The 22,040-nt window shown below is 66.9% G+C and carries 15 protein-coding genes; 6 read left to right on the forward strand and 9 right to left on the reverse strand.

What is annotated here, in order from left to right:
* Positions 1-545: 545 nt before the first annotated feature.
* Positions 546-2,438: a tRNA uridine-5-carboxymethylaminomethyl(34) synthesis enzyme MnmG gene (gene mnmG / locus FKV23_RS16435; RefSeq protein ID WP_141624834.1), complete on the forward strand. Its 1,893-nt coding sequence runs from the start codon at positions 546-548 to the stop codon at positions 2,436-2,438.
* A 108-nt stretch (positions 2,439-2,546) separates the two neighbouring features.
* On the opposite strand, the gene FKV23_RS16440 is transcribed toward mnmG, so the two are convergent.
* From FKV23_RS16440 to FKV23_RS16470, 7 genes are all read right to left on the reverse strand, one after another.
* Entirely contained in the window at positions 2,547-3,698 is a 1,152-nt protein-coding gene (locus FKV23_RS16440; RefSeq protein ID WP_167285342.1) for a TlpA disulfide reductase family protein, read from the reverse strand.
* Between the two features lie 13 nt (positions 3,699-3,711).
* Positions 3,712-6,345, reverse strand: coding sequence for a TonB-dependent receptor (locus tag FKV23_RS16445; protein ID WP_141624836.1), 2,634 nt, complete (start codon positions 6,343-6,345; stop codon positions 3,712-3,714).
* Between the two features lie 114 nt (positions 6,346-6,459).
* Positions 6,460-7,497 (reverse strand): FecR family protein, encoded by a 1,038-nt coding sequence (locus FKV23_RS16450; protein WP_141624837.1) that lies wholly within the window; start codon positions 7,495-7,497, stop codon positions 6,460-6,462.
* A complete protein-coding gene (locus tag FKV23_RS16455) occupies positions 7,494-8,018 on the reverse strand; it encodes an RNA polymerase sigma factor (RefSeq protein ID WP_141624838.1) in 525 nt (174 codons plus the stop codon). Before FKV23_RS16455 ends, FKV23_RS16450 begins: the two co-directional genes overlap by 4 nt.
* Before the next feature lie 218 nt (positions 8,019-8,236).
* A complete protein-coding gene (locus FKV23_RS16460) occupies positions 8,237-9,313 on the reverse strand; it encodes a winged helix DNA-binding domain-containing protein (RefSeq protein WP_167285344.1) in 1,077 nt (358 codons plus the stop codon).
* Positions 9,314-9,350: 37 nt separating this feature from the next.
* Positions 9,351-13,277 (reverse strand): translocation/assembly module TamB domain-containing protein, encoded by a 3,927-nt coding sequence (locus FKV23_RS16465; RefSeq protein WP_244244034.1) that lies wholly within the window; start codon positions 13,275-13,277, stop codon positions 9,351-9,353.
* Positions 13,274-15,082, reverse strand: coding sequence for an autotransporter assembly complex protein TamA (locus FKV23_RS16470; protein ID WP_244244035.1), 1,809 nt, complete (start codon positions 15,080-15,082; stop codon positions 13,274-13,276). The genes FKV23_RS16465 and FKV23_RS16470 overlap by 4 nt, the downstream gene beginning before the upstream one ends.
* 384 nt (positions 15,083-15,466) lie before the next feature.
* Between FKV23_RS16470 and FKV23_RS16475 the strand changes: the two genes are divergently transcribed.
* From FKV23_RS16475 to FKV23_RS16490, 4 genes are all read left to right on the forward strand, one after another.
* On the forward strand, positions 15,467-16,090 hold the full coding sequence (locus tag FKV23_RS16475) for a DUF3011 domain-containing protein (protein WP_141624841.1): 624 nt from the start codon (positions 15,467-15,469) through the stop codon (positions 16,088-16,090).
* A gap of 69 nt (positions 16,091-16,159) precedes the next feature.
* Positions 16,160-16,696 (forward strand): hypothetical protein, encoded by a 537-nt coding sequence (locus tag FKV23_RS16480; RefSeq protein WP_141624842.1) that lies wholly within the window; start codon positions 16,160-16,162, stop codon positions 16,694-16,696.
* 72 nt (positions 16,697-16,768) lie between these two features.
* Complete coding sequence (locus FKV23_RS16485) at positions 16,769-17,884, forward strand: transporter substrate-binding domain-containing protein (RefSeq protein WP_141624843.1); 1,116 nt, start codon at positions 16,769-16,771, stop codon at positions 17,882-17,884.
* A gap of 13 nt (positions 17,885-17,897) precedes the next feature.
* Entirely contained in the window at positions 17,898-18,143 is a 246-nt protein-coding gene (locus FKV23_RS16490) for a hypothetical protein (RefSeq protein WP_141624844.1), read from the forward strand.
* 20 nt (positions 18,144-18,163) lie between these two features.
* Here FKV23_RS16490 and glyS read toward each other — a convergent pair whose 3' ends face one another.
* Both glyS and glyQ read right to left on the reverse strand, forming a co-directional pair.
* Positions 18,164-20,302: a glycine--tRNA ligase subunit beta gene (gene glyS / locus FKV23_RS16495; protein WP_244244036.1), complete on the reverse strand. Its 2,139-nt coding sequence runs from the start codon at positions 20,300-20,302 to the stop codon at positions 18,164-18,166.
* Positions 20,299-21,234: a glycine--tRNA ligase subunit alpha gene (gene glyQ / locus FKV23_RS16500; RefSeq protein WP_141624845.1), complete on the reverse strand. Its 936-nt coding sequence runs from the start codon at positions 21,232-21,234 to the stop codon at positions 20,299-20,301. The genes glyS and glyQ overlap by 4 nt, the downstream gene beginning before the upstream one ends.
* Before the next feature lie 66 nt (positions 21,235-21,300).
* Here glyQ and FKV23_RS16505 point away from each other — a divergent pair, with 66 nt between their 5' ends.
* On the forward strand, positions 21,301-22,026 hold the full coding sequence (locus tag FKV23_RS16505; protein ID WP_208543305.1) for a glutamine amidotransferase: 726 nt from the start codon (positions 21,301-21,303) through the stop codon (positions 22,024-22,026).
* Positions 22,027-22,040: the final 14 nt, after the last annotated feature.

Consider the following 22,040-nt stretch of genomic DNA (forward strand, 5'->3'; position numbering starts at 1 on the left):
ACCTCCAATCCCCGCGCCTTCGGCGCGCCCCCTTACCAAGGGGGCTCGCCACCAGAAAGGTCGAAGGCCATCCGACGATGGCAGCAGCATGACGTGGCATGGTTTTTAGCCCCCTTGGTAAGGGGGCGACTCACGCCGTAGGCGTGGGTTGGGGGATCGGAAGTACGCACCGGGGCCCGAGGTTTGCGACAGCAAACCTTGGGGTGGCCTTGACGCGAAGCGGCTAGGCCATGCGAGGGGCGCCCCGAAGGGGCGGGGGATCGGAAGTTAACGCCTCGGGGCCCAACAGTTTTGCGCAGCAGAACTTTGGGTTCTTTGTTTGGCGACGCCAAACAAAAAAAGGGCCGAATGTCCCCCGACATTCGGCCCTTGTGCTTCCCCGGCGGGCACTTGGCCAGCCCCTGTTCCAATTCCAGCCGGCGCATGGCGCCTGCCCCGTCGGGTGCATCGGTACAGATGCAGAAAGCATGCCAACCCGGCGCCGTTGCGGGCGGATACACCCGCTCTGGCCTAGAATCCGTCCCGATACCCGGGCCTGATCTCCCATGACCAAAAGCTTCTACCAATACGACGTGATCGTGGTCGGCGGCGGCCACGCCGGCACCGAGGCTGCGCTGGCCGCGGCACGGGCCGGTGCGCGCACCCTGCTGCTGACCCACAGCGTCGAGACGGTCGGGGCGATGAGCTGCAACCCGGCCATCGGCGGCATCGGCAAGGGCCATCTGGTCAAGGAGATCGACGCGCTGGGCGGGGTGATGGCCCGCGCCGCCGACGCCGCCGGCATCCAGTGGCGCCGGCTCAACGCGAGCAAGGGCCCGGCGGTGCGGGCGACCCGCTGCCAGGCCGATCGCGCGCTGTACCGCGCCTTCGTCCGACGCGCGGTCGAGAGCCAGCCGGGACTGACCCTGTTCCAGGCCGCGGTCGATGACATCGAATTCGGAGACGGCAAGAAGGTCACCGGCGTGCTCACCCAGACCGGGCTGCGCTTCGAGGCGCCCGCGGTGGTGCTGACCGCCGGCACCTTCCTCGCCGGCAAGGTCCACGTCGGCCAGACCACCTATGCCGCCGGCCGCGCCGGCGATCCGCCCGCGGTCGCGCTGGCCCATAAGCTGCGCGAGGGCCCGTTCGTGGTCGACCGGCTCAAGACCGGCACCCCGCCGCGGATCGACGGCCGCACGCTCGACTATTCGGTGATGGAGGAGCAGCCCGGCGACGACCCGCGCCCGGTGATGTCGTTCATGGGCTCGACCTCCGACCATCCGCGCCAAGTGCCGTGCTGGATCACCCATACCTCCGAGCGCACCCACGAGATCATCCGCGCCGCGCTCGACCGCAGCCCGCTCTACACCGGCCAGATCGAGGGCATCGGCCCGCGTTATTGCCCGTCGATCGAGGACAAGGTGGTGCGCTTCGCCGAGAAGGCCAGCCACCAGATCTTCGTCGAACCCGAAGGCCTGGACGTGGCCGAGATCTACCCCAACGGCATCTCGACCTCGCTGCCGTTCGACGTGCAGCTGGAACTGGTGCGCAGCATCCGCGGCTTCGAGCATGCCCACATCACCCGCGCCGGCTACGCGATCGAATACGACTTCTTCGACCCGCGCGGGCTCAGGACCACGCTGGAGACCAAGGCCATCGCCGGGCTGTTCTTCGCCGGCCAGATCAACGGCACCACCGGTTACGAGGAAGCCGCCGCGCAGGGCCTGCTGGCCGGCGTCAACGCGGCGCGCTTCGTGCGCGGCATGGACGGCTGGAGCCCGCGTCGCGACCAGGCCTACCTCGGCGTGCTGGTCGACGACCTGACCACCCACGGCACCAGCGAGCCGTACCGCATGTTCACCAGCCGCGCCGAGTACCGGCTGCAGCTGCGCGAGGACAACGCCGACCTGAGGCTGACTCCGGTCGGGCGCGGACTCGGCCTGGTCGACGACGCACGCTGGTCGCGGTTCGAGGCCAAGCGCGAGGCGATCGAGGTCGAGAGCACCCGTCTTGGAAGGCTATGGGCGGCGCCGAACAACGCGCTCGGTCGCGCGCTGGCCGATACGCTCGGGGTCGAGGTCAGCCGCGAGAGCAACGCGCGCGACCTGCTCAAGCGGCCAGAACTCGACTACGCGAAGCTGGCGTCGGTGCCCGGCATCGGCCCCGGCGTCGACGACGCGGCAGTGGCCGAACAGGTCGAGATCGGGGTCAAGTACGCCGGTTATCTCGACCGCCAGCGCGAGGAAATCGAACGCGCGCGCCGCCACGAGGACACCGCGATCCCGGACGGCTTCGACTATGCGCAGGTACGCGGGCTGTCGGCCGAGGTGCAGGGCAAGCTCGAGCGCGTGCGTCCGCAGACCATCGGCCAGGCGCAGCGCATCCCAGGCATGACCCCGGCCGCGATCTCGTTGCTGCTGGTGCACCTGGAGCGGGCGCGGCGCAGTCGGGTGGCGTAGGCCAGACGCTTGCTGGAAGTGCCTGGAAACGGTCGCCGGTTTTGAAGACGCACGGCCTTGTCCGACCAGCGACTCCCTGGTGCGCGATTCGACGGCAACACCTTCCGGCTACGGCGAGGTCGCGCCGTCCATGCGTTGCGCCCGGTACTCCGACAACGTTCGTTCCAGCTCCTTCAACGATTCGGCCGTGACTTCCCGCGCAGTACGGGCCAGGCGAACCGCACGTTCCTGCGCGGCGATGGCCTGATCGATGTGGCCGCGGGCGTGCTCGAGCTCAGCCAACGACAACCAGTTGAGCACTCCACCGGACCCTTCCGGTTCGGCCTCAATCCCTTGCCGCAGATAGAACAGCGCCCACGCCTGGGCAGCGGGCGACAGGTCGGGATGGCCGGCGACGGTGCGACCGATGCTGCCGGCGATCCTGCCCCGATGTTCTGCCAACTCACCTGCGGACACGAATTCCAGCTCCTGCTCGGCGAAGGCCAGCGCTTTTGATTCATCGATGTGCAGCAATGCCGACAATCGGGTATCGCGCGTGCGGTGACGATACTCGGGTCGTTCGGCGACGACGGCATCGATCGCGGTCAACGTCGCGGCATGATCGCCACGCATGCGCGCAGCATCGACGTCGGCCAACACCTCACGAGCTTCCAGGTATTCGGAAATCTCGCGCGCGGTCTCGACGTGGACGGCGCGCGAGGCATCCAGATTGACCGATCCACTAACCGCATCAGCCACCGCCTGCTCGAAGGTATAGACCGCGCGATCATCGATGGGAATGCCAATCCAGACGATCCGGCCATCCCGCCCGATGACGAACGCGGTGGGCGTTCCGTACATGTCCGCACTCCGCATCCAACTCTGGAACAGTGGCGCGGTCATCGGGTCGTCCATCGCCACGATATGGTCGAAGCTTTCCGGGCGCTCCGCGACGAACCGCGATATCGACTCGACCGAGGGATCGCCCCGCTCGGATTCGCGGACGTTGACACCGATGACGGTCAGATCTCCGGCGTGCTGCCGGGCGAGCTGGCTCATCAGTGGCATCGCTTGGCGCGACGCGCCGCACCAGGTGGCAAAGAAACTGACCACGTACACGTGGTCTGACTGGAACTCCGTCACCTGATTACCCTTGATCCAGGCCATCGGCGACAAAGGTGGCGGCACGTCTCCAATCCCCAATCGGGGAGAGGGCGGCTGTGCTGCGGTTACCACCAGAGCTGCCGTCAGCAGGCTGGCGCACAGGATGATCCGGGACATACGGCGCACCCTCCTACCAGCGCTTTGCAAGCTGCAGGAGCACCATCCTGCCCAACGGACTGGCATTGGCAGAATCGTAATGCGACCCAAGCCCGCCGGCTTCGATATACGGCGGCTTCTCGTCGAGCAGGTTGGTGACGTTCAACGACACCGACAGGCCGTCGGAAAACGGATTCCCGCCGGACGCGAACATGTAGCGTGTGACAAGGTCGACAGTGGTGTAGGCCCGGATCGGGCGGTCGGCCAGACCACTGGTATCAGTGTAGGAGTGGTTGTAGTTGATGTTCATCGCCGTCGAGATGCCCTGGTACGACCAGGCAAGCGATCCGCGTGCACGCAACTTCGGCGGGTTGCCGAACGTGCCGACCATGTCGAACGGAGTGGATGCAGGCGACAGGCGGTTCTCGATCTTCTGGATGAGACTGGCATCGAGACCAGCTTCGATGTGGTGACCATTCCGCCGGATCGGATAGCGGATCTCCATATCGAGTCCGCTCATGTCCACCCGCCGGGCGTTGGTCCACATATAGCGGTAAGCCGTGGTGGCCACCTCCAGTGGATCGTCCCCGAACTCACCGAAGGTGTAGTCGAGAAACGGGATTCCGCGCGCGGCGGCCTCCTCGACCTCCGTCCGCAGCTGCGCCGGGTCGTCATAGTGATGTACGAAAGCCTGCAACTCCGGGTCGCCAAGGATGTCCATTTCGAACGGCGGCAACATGATGCGATCGGTGTACCGGATGTCGTAATAGGTCAGCGCAAGCGACAGGCCGTCGGCGAACGCAGGCTTCCAGTCGATCCCGATGCTCCGGTTGCGGGACAACTCGGGCCGGAGCTCCTCCGACCCGAGCCACACCACGACCGGCACCCATTCAGTACCGTCCGCTGCCAGGAACGGCTGCAGCTGGGCAGCCAGCAATCCATCGTTGCTGAAGCGCGCTTCCTCCCCGATCGCGGGCGCGCGGAATGACGTGCTGTAGCTGGTGCGTAGTGTCAGGCGCTCGGTGGGCGCCCACGACAGTCCCACCCGTGGATTGCTGGTACTCCCGAAGTCGGAGTAATCGTCATGACGCATCGCAAACGAGAGATCGAGGCGATGCAGGCCCGCACTCGCATTGTCTTTCCCGATCAGTGGAACGTGCAGCTCGGCGAATGCGGACGTGTTGTCACGATTGGCCCGATGGTCGATGGACCACAGGTCGATCGTCCGCTGGTAATCCTCTTTCTTGTAGCTGACTCCGACGGCCAGCCGCATGCTCCCGCCAGGCGTGTCGAACAAGCGGCCGCTTCCCTTGAGTTCGATACCTTGCTGTTCCTGCTTGCGCACATGCCGGTAGTCGTAGCCTGGCGTACCGTCGGGCAGATAGGAATGCACCTGGCTGCGGGCGACCTCCCCGCTGGCGAACAGATCGAGTGCGACGTTCCAGTCGCTTGCCAGCTTGTAGTCCAGCGTCAATGCCGCGTTGCGGCGCACCGGCGTGACGTTGCTCTCGTTGCGGATGTTTCCACTGGTGGTGACCAGGAAACGTTCGGCGCGGGAGTACTGCAGGTCACCCTTGAGCGTCAGCGCATCGGTGAGCCCGTGGCTGGCGTTGAACACGGCACTGGCCATCCTGTTGGACGGAAACAGGCTGGTTGGAGCAGGCACGTCTGCGGTGAAGCTGCGCTCGCTGGCCATCAGCTGGCTCTGATGCAGGTAATCGGCGGTGAGCATCATGCTGCCGTCGTCCCACTGGCGCCCCATGCTGTGTGAGACACGATACTCGTCGCGCCCGGCCTCCGTGGTGGCGCCGAAGGACAAACGGGTCTCGGCGCTGTCGTAGTCCGACTTGAGTATGATGTTGACCACGCCTCCGACCGCATCGGCGCCATAGACAGCCGAAGCGCCATCGGCCAACACTTCAATGCGCTCGATGGCATCGAGCGGAATCATCGAGATGTCGGTGAAGGTACCGCCGGACGACGCCGATATGCGTCGCCCGTTGATCAGCACCAAGGTGGCATTGGCGCCAAGTCCACGCAGGTTCACGCCCGAGCCTGCAGTCATGTTGAAGCCGCGCTGCGAGCCCAGGCTCATGTTGACGTCGGCCGAAGCGCCAGCCTCGCCACCACGGAAATTCTGGGGCAGCGCCTGCAACAGTTGCTCGGTACCGGAGTAGCCGCTGCGCCGGATGTCCTCGGAATCGATCACGATAATGGGAGACCCCGTCGGCGCGACGTTGCGGATATGCGTACCGGTCACCACGATGGTTTCCATCTCCGCCACGCCCGCCGCCGGGATGGACGCAGGTGGCAGTGGACGAACGATCCAGACGCCGTGTGTGCCCCGGCGGATCTCAACGTCGATTCCCTCTACCAGCCGCTGCAGGGCCTCGGAGGGGCTGTAGCGCCCACTAACGGGATTGGCGATCTTGCCTGCAAGCGCGGCCGCGTCGAATGTCACCTGTTGCCGCGAGATGCGGGCGAATGCCTGCAGAGCCTCCGCCAGTGGCTGGGCGGCGATGTCAAAGCTGTGCTGCCCGGCCTGCTGACTGGTAGCGGGTGAGCTCCCACTCTCCTGGGCAATCGCGGCTCCGGACAGGGCCAGCGCAGAAACGATCGCCAGTGAAATGCGGTGACCACGAAGGTGGCGGTGATGCTTGGACGGCATGCGGATCCCCTTGCTGGAACGGCACCGCGGGATGCGGTTTCCGCTATGTGCGATGTAAGACGCACGAACGGCACGATCACGTCACTGCCATTGACAAGCCGAATCCTGCGAAACCTAGTCCCCCACACCCTGCAACAGGATCAGCCCGTCCTGTGCCCGCGCCTGGACAGGGAACACTCCGGTAACGCCTTCGGCGAAGGCATCACTATCCCCAGCAGCAAAGGTGCCGCTGATACGCATTCCCTCGATCGAGGCATCGACGATGACCAGTGGTTGCGCGGCATATCGGTTCATACGCGCGACAACCGCGGACAGAGGCTCGTCGTTGAAGACAAGCTGGCCGCTTTCCCAGGCACGCGAGCGCCGCGTATCGACCTGGTGAATGCGGGTTTCGGTGGAATCGACGGTGGCAACGAGCTCACGGCCAGGCAGGAGACGCGGCCTTGCACCGCCTGCTTTCAGAGCCTGGACCGCCTGTGCAGGTTCTGCATTGCGGCCGTTGCGGGCCAACACCTCCACACTGCCCTCGTAAAGGACGACGTGCACCTCGCGTTGCAGCAGCTCCACACTGAATTCCGTTCCGGTAGCGACTACCAGCCGGTCACCCGCCGACACGCTGAACGGACGAAGCGAGTCGTGCGCGACCTGGAAGCGTGCACGCCCCTGACGCAACCAGAGTTCACGGCGGTGGCGGCCATAACGAACGTCCACCCGGGTATCCGCGTCGAGCGACAATTGCGAGCCATCATCAAGCATGACCATCTGACGCTCGCCCAGGCCAGTTCGGTAGCTGTCCGGTTGCCACGCCGACCACCAAAGTCCGACACCAACCACCACCAGCAGGCAGGCCGCAATGGTCGCCCGGACCAACCAGGACGGACGCGCGGGGCTGTGCCAGCGTTTGGCCTGGCCCCGGCTGTAGGACTCCAATGCATCGCGACGCAGGCGCACAAGCCCAGGTGAGCTGCCTGCCTGTTCGAACGCCTGCCAGGCGCGAGCGGCGTTCTCGAAAGCTTCGGTGTTGCGAGGGTCGGCGTCGAGCCAGGCTTGCAGCTGATCGAGTTCATCATTGTCCAACGGGCCTTCGGACAGGCGCAGACACCAGCCGCTGGCCTGATCGATGCAGTCGTTTGCAGATGCGGCCCCTTTCATTCGTCGTCCCTCATCGAACGTGTCAGGTGCGCCATGGCGCGGGCCAGGTGCCGGTCCACAGTACTGAGCGAAGTCCCGAAGGCGGCCGCAATATCACGGCGATCCACATGCTCAAGGCGGTACAGCACAAACATGTTCCGCGTCGTATCGGGCAATGCACGCAGCGCTGATTCCAATCTCTCAAGCGACTGCCGGCTGGCAGCCACACGGGACGGCTCGCGCAGGTCCAGACCGGACTGTTCATCGGCCATCGCATCGGCCCGGAAATCGAAGCGTACCTTCTCCCTTCGACTGCGGTCTCGCAGCAAGTTGGCGGCCATCTGAAAGATATAGGCCTCGGAAGAGGTCATGCGACCGACATCCATGGCGGTGATCCGCACGAACACCTCCTGGGTCAGATCCTCGGCTTCAGCATGACTGCCCAGCCGGCGCAGGAAGAAAGCCATCAATGCGGGGCGAAAACGCCGATTCAACTGTTCAAACGGCGCGACAACCTGCGGCTGGGGAGATAGCTCTGGCATGGATATTCCTGTGGGCCGATACAGGATAAGACGCACGAGCGCCCCAATCCCGTCATCGACCCCGAAGGGCGCCCGGAGGACATCACCCTGTCGCCCTGGCGAATGCAGGCTCCGCTGTGAAAGCATGCTGCGCAACCGTCGAGCATCGCCAGATGCCTTTGCCCGGGTAAGCGGGACGCAATCGGGATTCCCGGATGCGTCGCACGTGGGCTACATGCCTACTGCTTCCAGAATTGCTCATGGCGTTCTGATGCGGTTTTCAGGCTGCGGGTCTCCGCTTCGCCGAGCGGGCGGAACAGGTTCGGCTCGAACTCCGCAGCCGCACGCGGCCAGATGCCGGCCACGCGGCCACCCGCCACCACCGTCGGATGGATCAGCCCGTTGATGGTGAACACCTTGCGGTGGTGGTCGGGGTCGAGCACCGGGGTGCGGTCCTTGTAGCCGAGCAGGTATTCGTCGAACGCGGGCAACAACAGCACACCACGCGTAGACGATGCGGCGGCGGCATTGTGGGACTGCCAATGACGGATACCGTCTATATCGAGCCCGACCAGCCCGGATGTCACCGAGGCCAGCGCCGCCTTGGCATCGGTCAAGGTGAGCCCCGACCACCATGCCAGGTCGTGCGCAGTGGCCGGGCCATGACCGGCGATGTAGCGGCGGGCGAGTTCGGCCAGCGCCTCCTCGCGCGACAGCGGGGGCGTTGGCGGCAGCCAGGCATCGAGCCAGACGAAGCCCGGCTGCTTGCCGACCCTCGGCCCCTGGCAGATCAGGCCCTCGTGCGCGAGCCGCATCAGGATATGCAGGCCGCGACTGCCGCCGGTGGCGATGCCGTCGGCTTCGAGCGCGGCATACAACGCCGGGCGTGGCATCGGCTCGCCATCGCGGAGGATGCGTTCGACCGCGCGCCTGCATTCGCGCATGGCCTTCGTGTCCAGTCCGTACTCGCGCTCGTGGCGGTTGCCGTCGCGGGCCAGCGCGCGCGGTGCCAGCAGGCCCTGCAGCCAGCGCACGTCCTCGGCGGCAACCAAGTGCAGGGTGCCGCGCATCGGCCAGGTGCGGACGATCCGGCGTTCGGACAGCGCCTGTTCCACCGTCGCCGCGGTCGCTCCCGACGTGCGCAGCCCGACCGCCCACAACGCCGCGTGGTAGTCCTGCGCCTGCACCGCAAGCAGGCGACGCACTGCGGCGTGGGGTGATTCCGCCTTGCCGGTAGACAGGTGCTGAGCCGCAAAGCGATGGCGCAACAGCGCAGTCAATCCATTTCCTGCGGGCCTGGATGTGGTCGTCGGCATGCTTCCATCGCGAACCTGTTGCGGAGTAGTACCGAGCTTACTTCTCCTTGCGCCAGTTGAGCGAGGCACGGCTTTCATGGGAGCCGCTTTCGACCTCGACATCGAAGCCCAGACCGAGCAGGTATTTGAGGGTCAGCACGGTGCCGGCGCCGACCATCGACACGCCATAGCCGACGTACAGGCGCGGCGACAGGCGCTTGCCGACGCCGAACACACTGCCGAGGGTGCGACTTTGCATTGCGCCGGCTTCGTCGAGGCCGATCTTGCTGCCGATCTGCGAGGCCAGCACGCTGCCGCCGGCGGCGAGTGCGGCGTTGGCGGCGGTGAGCTGGTCGCTTTCGGCGCTGGTCGCGCTGGACAGCGGTCGACCCAGGGTCAGGTAGGCGAGCGCATCGGACTGGGTGGTCGCCGGGTCGGACCAGACCCTGACCTCCGGTGCGCTGACCCGGCCGCCGATATCGACGCCGGCGGTGACGTTGCCGATCTCGCGGATCGCACGGATGTCGAGGATCGGATCCGAGACCGGGCTGTTCGACCAGCCCAGTTCGCCGCGGCGGATGGTCAGGTCCTGGCCGTAGGCCTTGTAGCGGCCGGCGACGTTGAGGGTGCCGCGCGCGGTCATCTCGCGACCCGGGCGGGCGCGCACCCGCATCTGCCCACCGAGGCTGCCGCGCAGGCCGAAGCCGTTGAGGCGGACGTCGTCGCCGAGGGCAATGGCAAGGTCGAGGTCGAGCGGCGCGGCACCCCTGTCCTCTGGATCGGCCGGGTCGAGCACGACCACGTCGTCGGAGACGGACACCCCGCCTTCCAGCCGTTCCAGGTCGATCGCGGCCGAAGGTACGGTGACGGTACCGGTGACGGTGATCGGCTCGCCGGCGGCGATTCGTACCCGCACGTCGGGGCTGGCGACCGCGCGCAGGTCACGGGTGTCGGACACCAGCACGTCCTTGCCGTGCACATGCAATTGCAGCGGTGGGCCGTCGTCGCTCCAGCCGAGTTCGCCGTCGATGTTGAGCGGGCCGCTGCTGTCGTCGCCATTGCCGCTGTAGAGCTCGCCCTGAATGCTGGCGCTGCCGTCGCTGCGGGCCAGCAGGCGCACGTTGCCGTCGTGCAGGTGCAGGCCGAGCGCGGGCATATCGGTGCTGAAATCGCTCAACTGCATCTGCCCGCCGAGACGCGGTTCGGCACGGGTACCGGACAGGGTGATGCGGCCGTTCAGCGTCCCCTTCGGCTCGACGATATCCGGCGAGAACAGCTCCAGCCAGACCAGCTCGTGAAGGTTGATCGAGGCTTCGCCTTCGAGCGGCGAATAGTCGTCCCAGCCGGTGGTCAGGCGCGCATCGAGATGACCGTCGCCGATCAGTGTGGCGCCGAGGGTGGCCTCGATCCGCTGCGGATGGAAACGGGCCTGCAGCAGCAGGTCCTTGTAGTCGAAGATCTCCTCACGGCTGCGTTCGCTGAACTTGACGCCGCCCCCGGCCGAGGCCACGCGCACGTCGCCACGCCAGGCATTGCCAGCCGGCTGCAGTTGCGCATCGATCGCGATCTCGCCGCGCAGCAGCCACGGCCGGCCGTCGCCGCGCGCGGGCATCCACGGTTCGACCAGAGTCAGTGGCAGGGCCCGGCCGTCGACATCGAGGCCGCGGCGCGGCCAGTCGGCGTCGATGCAGAGCGTGCCACCGCCGCTCGATGCGAGGCAGCTGCGCTCGAGCCGGCTGTTGCTGCCATCCCAGCGGAACGCCGCCGGCTGCTGCAGTGCCCACGAGGCCCCGCGCACGGGTGCCAGTTGCAGCGTGGCCAGCTGGCCCTGCCAGGCGTTGCCGCGCTGCTCGACCTGTCCGGCCAGCACGAGGCGGCCGATGTCGCCCTGCGCATCGACGTCGAGTTGCAACGACTCGACCGTGCCGCGCGCATCGACCGACAACGTGTCCAGCGCGGTACCAGCCTGCACGCCCGTGGCGCGCAGCGCGAGCTCGCCGTTGCGCCCGCGCCATGGCAGCAGGCCGCGAAGGCTGACCGTGTCGACGCTGTACCTGTCTGTGTTGGAGCGACTCCAGGACAGTCCGCTGCCGGTGAGGTCGGCGGCCACGTCCGGCGCGTCGCGGCGTCCCTGTAACGATACGGTGCCTTGCAGGGTGCCGGCAGCGTCGGGCAACACGTCGACCAGCCGCAGCGGCTCGAAGCGGGCTTCGACATCCAGGCTGTCGGCGATCCGGCCACTGGCCTCGACGCGGCTGGCGCCGAGCGCCAGGGTGATGTCGCCTTCGTAAGCATCGCCATCGATCCGGATCTGGCCGTGTCCGTCGAGCGCGCGGTCGCGCAGGCGGCCGCCGAGCGATTCGATTTCGACATGGGCCGCCAATCCACCAGGGTCGCGCAGCTCGCCGGTGCTGCTGATGCGGCCATCGACCGCGCCCGGCCAGTCGGGAAGGAAGTAACCGGGGTCGAAGCCTGCCAGCGTCGTCTCGAGGTCCCAGCCAACGGTCGGCGCCCACGCCACTTCGCCGCCGACGTCGAGGGTGCCGGTCGGCATCTCGATCTCGAGAGTGTGCAGACGCATGCGCTCGCTGTCGCCACGGCCGTCGAGGCGGACGTTCGCCTGCTCACCGTCGCGGACGAGCGTGGCGCGGCCGATCACCGCCCAGTCCTGCAGGGTGCCGGCGATACCAAGGTCGGCGTTTGCGATCACGGCCGGTTCGTCCGCCTCGCCGCCCCAGCTCAACCCGCGCGCGTTGATCGCGTAGCGGATACGGCCACGCTCTTCATCGTCATCAGCCGGATCGCCGAAGTCGGCCCGGCCGTGCGCGATGATGCGGCCTTCGAAAATGTCGACCACCAGCGGTGCCGCCTCGACGACCTGGTCCTCCAGCCGCAGCTTCGAAGGCTGGATGCGGGCCGTGAGGTCTCCCCGGGTCAGTTCGCCCTGCACGTCCATCGCACCGCCGACGCCGTCCACCGACAACGTCGCCGCCAACGGCGCTTCCAACGGTTCACCGCCGGCGAGCAAGCCCGGATCGAGCGCCCTGGCGTCGGCACGCAACTGCCAGCGCGGGGCGCTGCGCTCTTCGAGAGCGCGGGTTTCGATGCTCAGGGTCGCGCGCAGCGGACCGGGCACGGCGCCGCCGAGGCCGATATCCATCTTCGCCAGGTTGCCGCGTGCGACCAGGCCGAGCCGCGGCCGGGTGCGGCCGGCCGGCGCCGGCAGCACTGCAGTGGCGACCAGGTCGGTGCGGTAGTTGTCGCGCGGCGCATAGTCGCCGTGCACGCTGAAGCGGCCACGGTCGCTGTCGATATCGAATCGCTCGACACGGACCCAGCCGTTTCCGGCGTCCAGCCCGCCGCGCACGCTGTGCAGATCGATCAGCGGCTCGCCCTGGCGGCTGATCTTCAACCGGTCGACACGGATGTCGCCGGCGCGCAATGCAAGCGGCGGCGCGATCTGCGGCAGCAGATCCGGCCAGCGCGGCAGCTCGAACGGCTTGTCCGAGTCGGGCAGGTCGAGGCTGGCATCGCTCAGCGCCATCGCGTTCAACTGCAGGCGCTTGCCCAGCAAGGGCTGCAACGCCGGATTGATCGCGATCCGCCGGGCGGTGAAGGTGGTGGTGCGCGGATGCTTGCAGTTGGGGTAAGCCACCGGGGTCTCGCCATCGGCCGGACAGCCGCGGCTGATGAAACGCACGTCGTGCAACACCATCGGCCCGCGCACCGGACCTTCGACCTTCGACCACGACAGCTCGGTGCCGTAGGGCAGCCGCGACTTGACCTGCGCGAGCAGCAGGTCGCGGCCGCCGATCGTGCTCACCAGCCAGTACACCAGCGCCAGCAGCAGCAATACCATCGCGGCGAAAACCAGCCCGCTGCGGATCGCCAGCCAGCGCATCCGCGCGAAGCGTCGCGCACGCAGTTCGGCGATGCGCAGGTCGTGCGGGTCGGGAGTGGGAAGCGAGTCGGCGGGCCTGTTCACAAGTCGGCACCGATGTTGAGATAGATCTGGAACGACGATTCGGGGTCGTTCAGACCGCGGGCGAGATCGAGCCGCAACGGGCCGACCGGCGAGACCCAGCGCAGGCCGACGCCGACGCCGGTGCGCCAGTCCGGCCTGTCGTCGAACGCGCTGCCGCTGTCGACGAAGCCGGCCACGCCCCAGGTGTCGTTGAAGTAATGCTCGAATTCGACGCTGCCGGTGGCCAGGCTCTTGCCGCCGGTGTAGTAGCGGCCGCCCTCGGTTTCCTCGCTCGGGCCGACCTCGCGCCAGCCGTAGCCGCGGATGCTGCGGTCGCCGCCGGCGTAGTAGCGCAGGCTCGGCGGCAGGTTGACCAGATCGCCGGTGAAGGTATGGCCGACTTCGCCACGCGCGATCAGCCGGTTGCGCTCGCCGACTCCTCGGTACCAGCGCAACGAACCGTAGGCCTGGGCGAAGTTGGCATCGGAGCCGAGGCCCTCGGCACCGCCGCGGATCTCGAGCCTGCCCGCGAGCGCATCGCGCGGAAACAGCGCGTTGTCCGCATCGACATAGTCGGCGCGCAATGACGGGTAGACGTATGTTCCGTACTGGTAGGGGAGCGGCTCAGGCACGCCGTCGCCATCCTGATCCCGGTTGATCGCATAGCGCCAGCGCTCGCGCAGCGCATGCATCGAAGCGGTGGCGGTCAGGTAGCGGTTGATCTTGCCGGTGCGGCTGCCGGTGAATTCGATCCGGCGCGAATCGATGTACTTGCTCTGCTCGTCGACGCCCTGGGCGCCGACGATGTACCAGCCGTCCAGCCAGGCGAAGGCAGGGATGCGGTACTGCACGGTCGCCGTCTTGCGGCGCTTGGCATAGTCGACTTGCGACAGCAGCTTGTGGCCGCGATCGTTGAGGTAGCGCCGCTCCAGCCCGAGCCGGATGCCGGGGCCGTCCAGGGTGCTGTAGCTGACGCCGGCGGTGTAGACGCTGCGTTTGGCCGGGGTCAGGGTGACCTCGACCGGGACCCGCCCGTCCACTGCCTGATCGGGTTGCGGCACGATGTCGATGGCGGCGAAGTAGTCCAGCTGCGACAGCGACTGGCGGAAACGGTCGAGCCTGCCCTGATGGTAATACTCGCCTTCGTTCCAGTAGATCAGTTGCTCCAGCAGCGAGTCGCGGATGATCCGCTCCGGCTGCTGGGTGAAGGTGATCGTTCCCATGTCGTAGCGCGGGCCGCTTTCCCAGACCAGGTCGATGTCGGCGGCATGTTCGGCGCGGGTGACCTCGACCCGGCGCGAGACGAAGTCGGCATCGAAATAGCCACGCTCGGCCAAGCGCCGGGTGATCCGGACCTTGCTGGCTTCGTAGCTCTCGTGGTTGAGGGTTTCGCCCGGCGCCGGCCTGAACTTGGCCAGGTCCTGTTTCAGGTAGCGGTCGGTCGCGCCCGCGCCGATGATGGCGATGTCCGAATGCCGCACCCGCACCGGCTCGCCGGGTTCGACCCTGATCGAGACCGCGACCGCATCGCCCTCACGTCGGCGCTCGACGGTGATCTGCGGGTCGTAGTAGCCGAACGGTTCCAGCGCCTTGCGGGTTTCCTTCTCGGCGGCCGTGATCAGATAGCCGAGCCGGCGCCAGCTCAACTCCTCGCCGCGGGCATCGACCAGCGACAACGCGACCCGCACGTTCTCGGTCATCGGCTCATCGAGGCCATGGATGCCGACCTCGCCAACCTGGATGGCATGGGCGGTGCCACTGCCCAGCAGCAGCAATGCGGAGGCGAGGATGCCCGGCAAGCGACGGCCCGACGGTCGTACCACCACCGGAGGCGGGTCCTTTGCAGCCGGGGCAGATGAACAGGCAGGCATGCGCCGAGCATACCGGGCCGCCATCAATCCTCCGTTAACGCAATCGGTCCGGTTGCAGTGGGAAGCACAAACGAGCGGCAGAAAGAAGGAACCGGCCGGGAATGGACACCCCGGCCGGCCCGGGATTCGGCCTGGTCATGGGGCACGCACCGTCCTGGCCGGCGTCCAGGGTTCGTCGGTGCGGATCGGCCAGGGACTGGCACTGGACGCCCATGGCTTCCTCGGCGGGCTGCGCCGGCTGTCCGGACGATGCCATCTTTGCGAAACAGACCGCGCTTTCACGGCGGGTCCACTACCGTCACCCGGGCCACGCGGACTCGTTTCCACCAGGAGCAGACCATGAACATGAAACTCCCCGTATTGGCCATCGCCGCCGGCCTGGCCTGGGTCGGGTCGCCGTCGCCCGCCTCCGCGGAGACGACCGTCGAATGCATCTCGCACGAGTACCAATACAACGAGTGCTATGCGCCGCTGGAGGCACCTCATCTGGTCTACCAGAGTTCGCATGCGGCCTGCATCATCAACCGCACCTGGGGCTTCAACCCAGCCACCCGCCGGATCTGGGTCTCGCAGGGTTGTTCCGGCGTCTTCGCCGATCCCGGCGGCTATCACCATGGCGAGGCCGGCACATATGACGACGGCACGCGCAGCTATGGCCCTCGCGGTCACGACACCGGCGCGGTGGTGGCGGGCGCGGTCCTGGGCGCGCTGCTCGTGGGTGCGGCCGAGTCGGATCAAAAGCACCACCACACCAGCAACGCGCACCACCATACCGGCAACTCGGGCTCCGGCTATACGGGCTGCCACGGCGTCGGTTGCCTGGTGGACGATCCGGACCAGCAGGTCATCGATGATCGTCCGCAGTACGACCGGGAAGGCAATCCAAACTTCGACACCCATGGCAACTATCAGGGTTGCCACGGCCTTGGTTGCGAGGTGGATGACCCCGGCTCGGACGACTAGGGTCCGGACGACACTCTGGAAGACGAGGAGCCCGGAATGAACACCGGAAATTCAATCGCCATCATCGGCATGTTGCTGCTGTTGCCCGCATGCGGCGGCTCGCACGACGCCGCACCGGAAAGGTCGACACCTGCAGCCGAAGCACAGGACGCTGTGGCTCTCGATGAGGCCGGCAATGGTGGAACTGTGGATGCTGCTGCAGCCCCGGCCGAAGACGATGCCTCGGTCAGAGCGGGTATCGAATCGATACTCGGCGGCAATGCGGACGATTACAAATCGGCTTTCCTGGCCTTGCAGAAGGCCGTGGCCGCAGGCGACAAGGATGCCGTGGCACAAATGATCCTGTATCCGCTGAACGGTGCCGTCGACGGACAGCAGACGATCCGGGACGCCGGCCAGTTCGTCCGCGAGTACGACAGCATCGTCACGCCTGCGATTGCCGATGCTGTCGCCCGGCAGAATTTTGCCGACCTGATGGTCAACAAGAACGGTCTCATGTTCGGCAATGGAGAAGTCTGGCTGACCGGTATCTGCGAGGACGATGCCTGCGAAAAGCAGTCGATCCTGGTCACCACGCTCCAGGACACAAGCGATCTCGACAACTAGATGGGTACCGCCAACAGCGACTGATCGACCGCGACTGATTGAACAACGACCCAGAAAGCCACAGGCCGCCTCATGGTTTCCGGATTCCTGCGCTCCATCTACCCTGCATTCCTTGCCGCCTTGCTCGTACTCGCCGGAGCGGGTTCCGTCCATGCGCAGGATGCTTCTGCCGACACCGCTCCGCCTTCCGGACAGCTGACCGTCGGGGTGTATGTCAGCCCGCCCTTCGTGATGAAGGAGGATGACCGGTACACCGGCATGGCGATCGACCTGTGGGAGCATATGAGTGGCCAACTCGACCTGCAAAGCCGGTACGTGGAGCTGGACACCATCGGCGCGCTGGTCGACGCCGCCGCCAGTGGCGAGATCGACGTCGCGGTCACCAATCTCACGATCACCCGCAGCCGGGTGGAACGCATCGACTTCACCCAACCCTGGTTCGACGCCGGGCTCAGGATCATGGTCCGCCAGGAGCAGGGCTCGAGCTTCAGGGATCTTGTCGCCGGGCTGCGCGAATCGGGCCACCTGAAGGCCTATGCGTGGATCGCGTTCGTCATCGTCATCGCCTCGGCCCTGCTGACCGTGTTCGATCGCCGTTTCGACAAGGATTTCCCGCGCCGTTGGCGCGACGGCGTGGCCGAGAGCTTCTACACCGTGATGTCGGTGGCCACCTCGGGCAAGACGCCCTCGCGCAAGAACCTGTTCGGCTGGATTGGCCGGATCTGGCAGGGCGCGTGGCTGGTCTGCGGCATCGCGGTGCTGGCCTATGTCACCTCATCGGTGACCAGCGTGATGACCACCCTGTCGCTGACCAACCAGATCAACAGCGTGGCCGACCTGTCCGGACGGCCGGTCGGGGTCCGCACCGGCAGCGTGGCGGAGGAATACGCCCGTGACGCCAATCTGGACACCCGCACCTTCGCGCACATCGAGGAGGCCGTGGAGGCCCTGGCCGCCGGCCGGGTTACCGCGATCATCGGCGACGCGCCCGTGCTCGAGTACTACGCCCATGTAAACCCGGACCAGCCGGTTTCGGTGGTGGGAGCGATCTTCCGGCCGGACAAGTACGGGTTCGGCCTGTCCCACCGCAATGAACTGACACGACCGCTGACCGTGGAAGTGATCGGCGCGCGCAGGAGCGGCCTCGCAGAGGAGCTCAGGGCGCGGTATTTCGGCGACTCACGCTGATGAAGGCACGGTCATGAAACAGATACAGCACGGCGACGATGTCGGCCAGATCCAGCTCGGCAGCGAGGACGTTGAAGCCGCTGCCGTCGCCGGCGACGTCATGGTCGACTTCAATGTTCTCACTGCCCGCAAGAGCGGGCCGGACAACCTCATCAGCTGCGATTTCATCGACGGGAAGCTTGCAACCGTTACGCCGGCACCCGTCGCATTGCACTGTGCCCTGATCGAAGTACGGTACGACACGAAACACAAGCCGTAACCGCCGCTTCGGGACCCGCCTCAGATCGCCAGCTGCTCGATCGCGGCGACGCTGCCGAGGCGCTCGCTCAGCCGCTTGAGCAGGGCCAGGCGGTTGCCGCGTACGGCCGGGTCGTCGGCGTTGACCATCACGTTGTCGAAGAACGCATCGACCTGCGGGCGCAGCCGCGCCAGGTGGCGCAGCGCCTCGACGTAGTCGCCATGCGCGAGTGCGTGGCCGGTTTCGGCATGCACGGCCTCGACCGCCTCGGCCAGCGCCAGCTCGGCCGGCTCGCTCATCAGCTCGAGGTCGAAACCCGCGGGGATTTCACCCTCTGCCTTGCGCAGGATGTTGTTGATGCGCTTGTTGGCCGCAGCGAGGGCTTCCGCCTCCTGCAACGCGGCGAAGATGCCGATCGCGTCGATGCGGCGGTCGAAGTCGTACAGCGACTTCGGCTTCAGTTCGGCGACCGCGTTGAAGTGCTGCACCGGCACGCCCTTGTCGGCGTAGTAGCCGCGCAGGCGGTCGAGGATGAAGTCGTAAAGCTCTTTCGCACTCTGCTCTAAATGAGCGTGCGGATCTGATGGATCTTCCACACGGTCGACCGGAGCATTAATCCCCACAGCACTGGAGATAAAAGCGTTGATGTCCAGATCAAACCCACTCTCGATCACCGTCCGCGCCAACCCCAGCGCATTGCGCCGCAGCGCGAACGGATCCTTGTTGCCGGTCGGCTTGAGTCCGGCGGCGAAACCGCCGGCCAGGGTATCCAGCCGCTCGGCAATCGCCAGCACCTTGCCCGCCGGCGACAGTGCGATGTCGTCGCCGCCGAAGCGCGGGCGGTAGGCCTCGTCGATGGCGTCGGCGACGGCAACTCGGTCGTCGTGCGGAAGATCGTCGAGCGAGACATCCTGCATCGCGTAGTGGCGACCGGCGATGCCCTGCAGTTCAGGGAACTCGCCGACCATGCGCGATTGCAGGTCGTTCTTCGACAACTGCGCGGCGAGCCGCACCAGCTTCTTGTCGGCACCGACCTGTTCCGCGATCGCCTCGGCCAGCGCGGTCACCCGCGCGACCTTGTCGGCGAGGGTGCCCAGCTTGGCCTGGTAGGTCACCGTCTTCAGGCCCTCGCCCATCGCGGCCAGGCCCTGCTTCATGTCCTCGACGAAGAAGAACTGGGCGTCGGCGAAGCGCGGGCGGATCACCCGCTCGTAGCCCTTGCGGACCTCGGCCTCGTCGTTGGATTCGATGTTGGCGATGCCGACGAAGTGCTCGGACAACCGGCCGTCGGAATCGAGCACCGGGAAGAACTTCTGGTTGGTCTCCATCGTCGCCACCAGCGCCTCGGCCGGCACCGCGAGGAACTCGGGCTCGAAGCTGCAGCGCACCGCCACCGGCCACTCGGTCAGGCCGTTGACCTCTTCCAGGATGCCGGCGTCGATACGCGCACTGCCGCCGGCCGCCTTCGCCGCCGCCTCGACCTCGGCGACGACGCGCGCGCGACGCTCGTCCGGGTCGGCCAGCACCTTGGCGCCGCGCAGGAACTCGATGTAGTCGCCGGGCACGCTGAACCAGACCGGCTTGTCGTGCATGAAGCGGTGGCCGCGGCTCATGCGGTCGCTGCGCACGCCGAGCAGCTCGGCCTCGACCACGTCCTTGCCGTGCAGCACGACCAGCCAATGCACCGGGCGGGCGAAGCCGTACTCGTGCGCGCCCCAACGCATCGGCTTGGGGATCGGCATCGCCGCGACCGCCTCGCGGATGATCTCCGGCAGCAGGTCGGCGCTGCGCGCGCCCGGCTTGACCGAGCGGTGGACGAAGCGCTCGCCCTTGTTGTCGGTGGTCTTCTCCAGCGCGCTCCACTCGACCCCGGCCTTGGCCGCAAAACCCTGCAGCGCGCGGGTCGGCTGGCCGTCGGCGTCAAGGGCGATGTTGAGGTAGGGACCGAGCACCTCGCTGCGCTGTTCGGGCTGCTCGTCCGCCACCAGTGGCAACAGCACCGCGAGCCGGCGCGGGGTGTACAGCGGCTTCGCGTCACCACGATCGAAGGCGATGCCGCGCTTTTCCAGTCCGGCGATGACGCCGTCGAAGAACGCCTGCGCCAGGCCCGGCAGCGCCTTGACCGGCAGCTCTTCGGTGCCGAGTTCGATCAGGAGGGGGTGCATGCTGGAGGCGCTCATGCCGCCACCTCCTTGTCCGCTGCCACTTTCTTCAAGCCCGGGAACCCGAGCTTCTCGCGCTGCGCGTGATACGCCTCGGCCACGCCCTGGGCGATCTTGCGCACCCGCAGGATGTAGCGCTGGCGCTCGGTCACGCTGATCGCGCGGCGTGCATCGAGCATGTTGAAACTGTGACTGGCCTTGCAGACCTGTTCGTAGGCCGGCAGCGGCAGTTGCAGTTCGATCAGGCGCTGCGCCTCGGCCTCGCAGGCATCGAAGCGGTGGAGCAGTTCGGCGACGTCGGCATGCTCGAAGTTGTAGGTGCTCTGCTCGACTTCGTTCTGGTGGTAGACGTCGCGGTAGGTGACGGGAGTACCGTCGGGACCATAGGTCCAGATCAGGTCGAACACGTTGTCGACGTTCTGCAGGTACATGCACAGGCGCTCGAGGCCGTAGGTGATCTCGCCCAGCACCGGCCGGCACTCCAGCCCCCCGGCCTGCTGGAAGTAGGTGAACTGGGTCACCTCCATGCCGTTGAGCCAGACCTCCCAGCCCAGGCCCCAGGCGCCGAGCGTGGGCGATTCCCAGTTGTCCTCGACCAGGCGCAGGTCGTGGACCAGCGGATCGATCCCGAGATGTTTGAGCGAGTCGAAGTACAGCTCGACGATGTTGTCGGGCGACGGCTTCATCACCACCTGGTACTGGTAATAGCGTTGCAGGCGGTTGGGGTTGTCGCCGTAGCGGCCGTCGGTGGGGCGGCGGCAGGGCTGCACGTAGGCGGCGTTCCACGGCTCCGGGCCCAGCGCGCGCAGGAAGGTGGCCGGATGGAAGGTGCCGGCGCCGACCTCCAGGTCGAGCGGCTGGATCAGCACGCAGCCCTGCTCCGCCCAGTAGGCGTTCAAGCGTTGGATCAACTGCTGGAAGGTGTTCGATTGGAGCGGCGGTGCGGCCATGGTGTCGCTGGGCGTGCGGCAAGGCGCGCTAGTATACCGGCAGGCCTAGTTCACCCTTCCCTTGCCGTGCCCCCACACTTCCTGATCATCGAGACCGGCCAGCCGGTCGAGTCGATGCGCCGCCACCGCGGCTTCCCGCACTGGATCCGCGTCGCTGCCGGACTGCCGGCCGGCGACTCGGTCGTGGCCAATGTCGAGGCCGGCGAGACGCTGCCCGCGCATGAAGGCCTGGCCGGAGCGATCGTCACCGGCTCGGCGGCGATGGTCACCGACCGCACCGAATGGAGTGAGCGCAGCGCGGCCTGGCTCGGCGAAGCCGCCCGCGCCGGGTTGCCGGTGCTCGGCATCTGCTACGGCCATCAGCTGCTGGCGCACGCATTGGGCGGCAAGGTCGGCGACAACCCGCTTGGACGCAGGATGGGCACGCTCGAGATCCGCAAGGCCGCACCGGCCGGCGAGGATCCGCTGTTCGAACCCCTGCCAGCGGCCTTCGCCGCCCAGCTCACCCACGTGCAGAGCGTGCTGGAACTGCCCGAAGGCGCCACGGTGCTCGCCCACTCCGAACACGATCCGCACCAGGCCTTCCGCTGGGGCGACCGCGCCTGGGGCGTGCAGTTCCATCCCGAGTTCAGCGCCACCCACATGCGCGGCTACGTGCGTGCGCGCCACGTCGCCCTCGCCCGCGAAGGCCATGACCCGGCCGCGATCCTCGCCAACGTCGGTGCGGCCCCGCAGGCACGCCGGGTACTGCGGCGATTCGTCCACCACGCACGCCAGCTGGCGCGCGCCTGACATCTGCTTCCGAC

This window comes from Lysobacter alkalisoli, from assembly GCF_006547045.1.
In the GTDB taxonomy this organism is placed as follows: domain Bacteria; phylum Pseudomonadota; class Gammaproteobacteria; order Xanthomonadales; family Xanthomonadaceae; genus Marilutibacter; species Marilutibacter alkalisoli.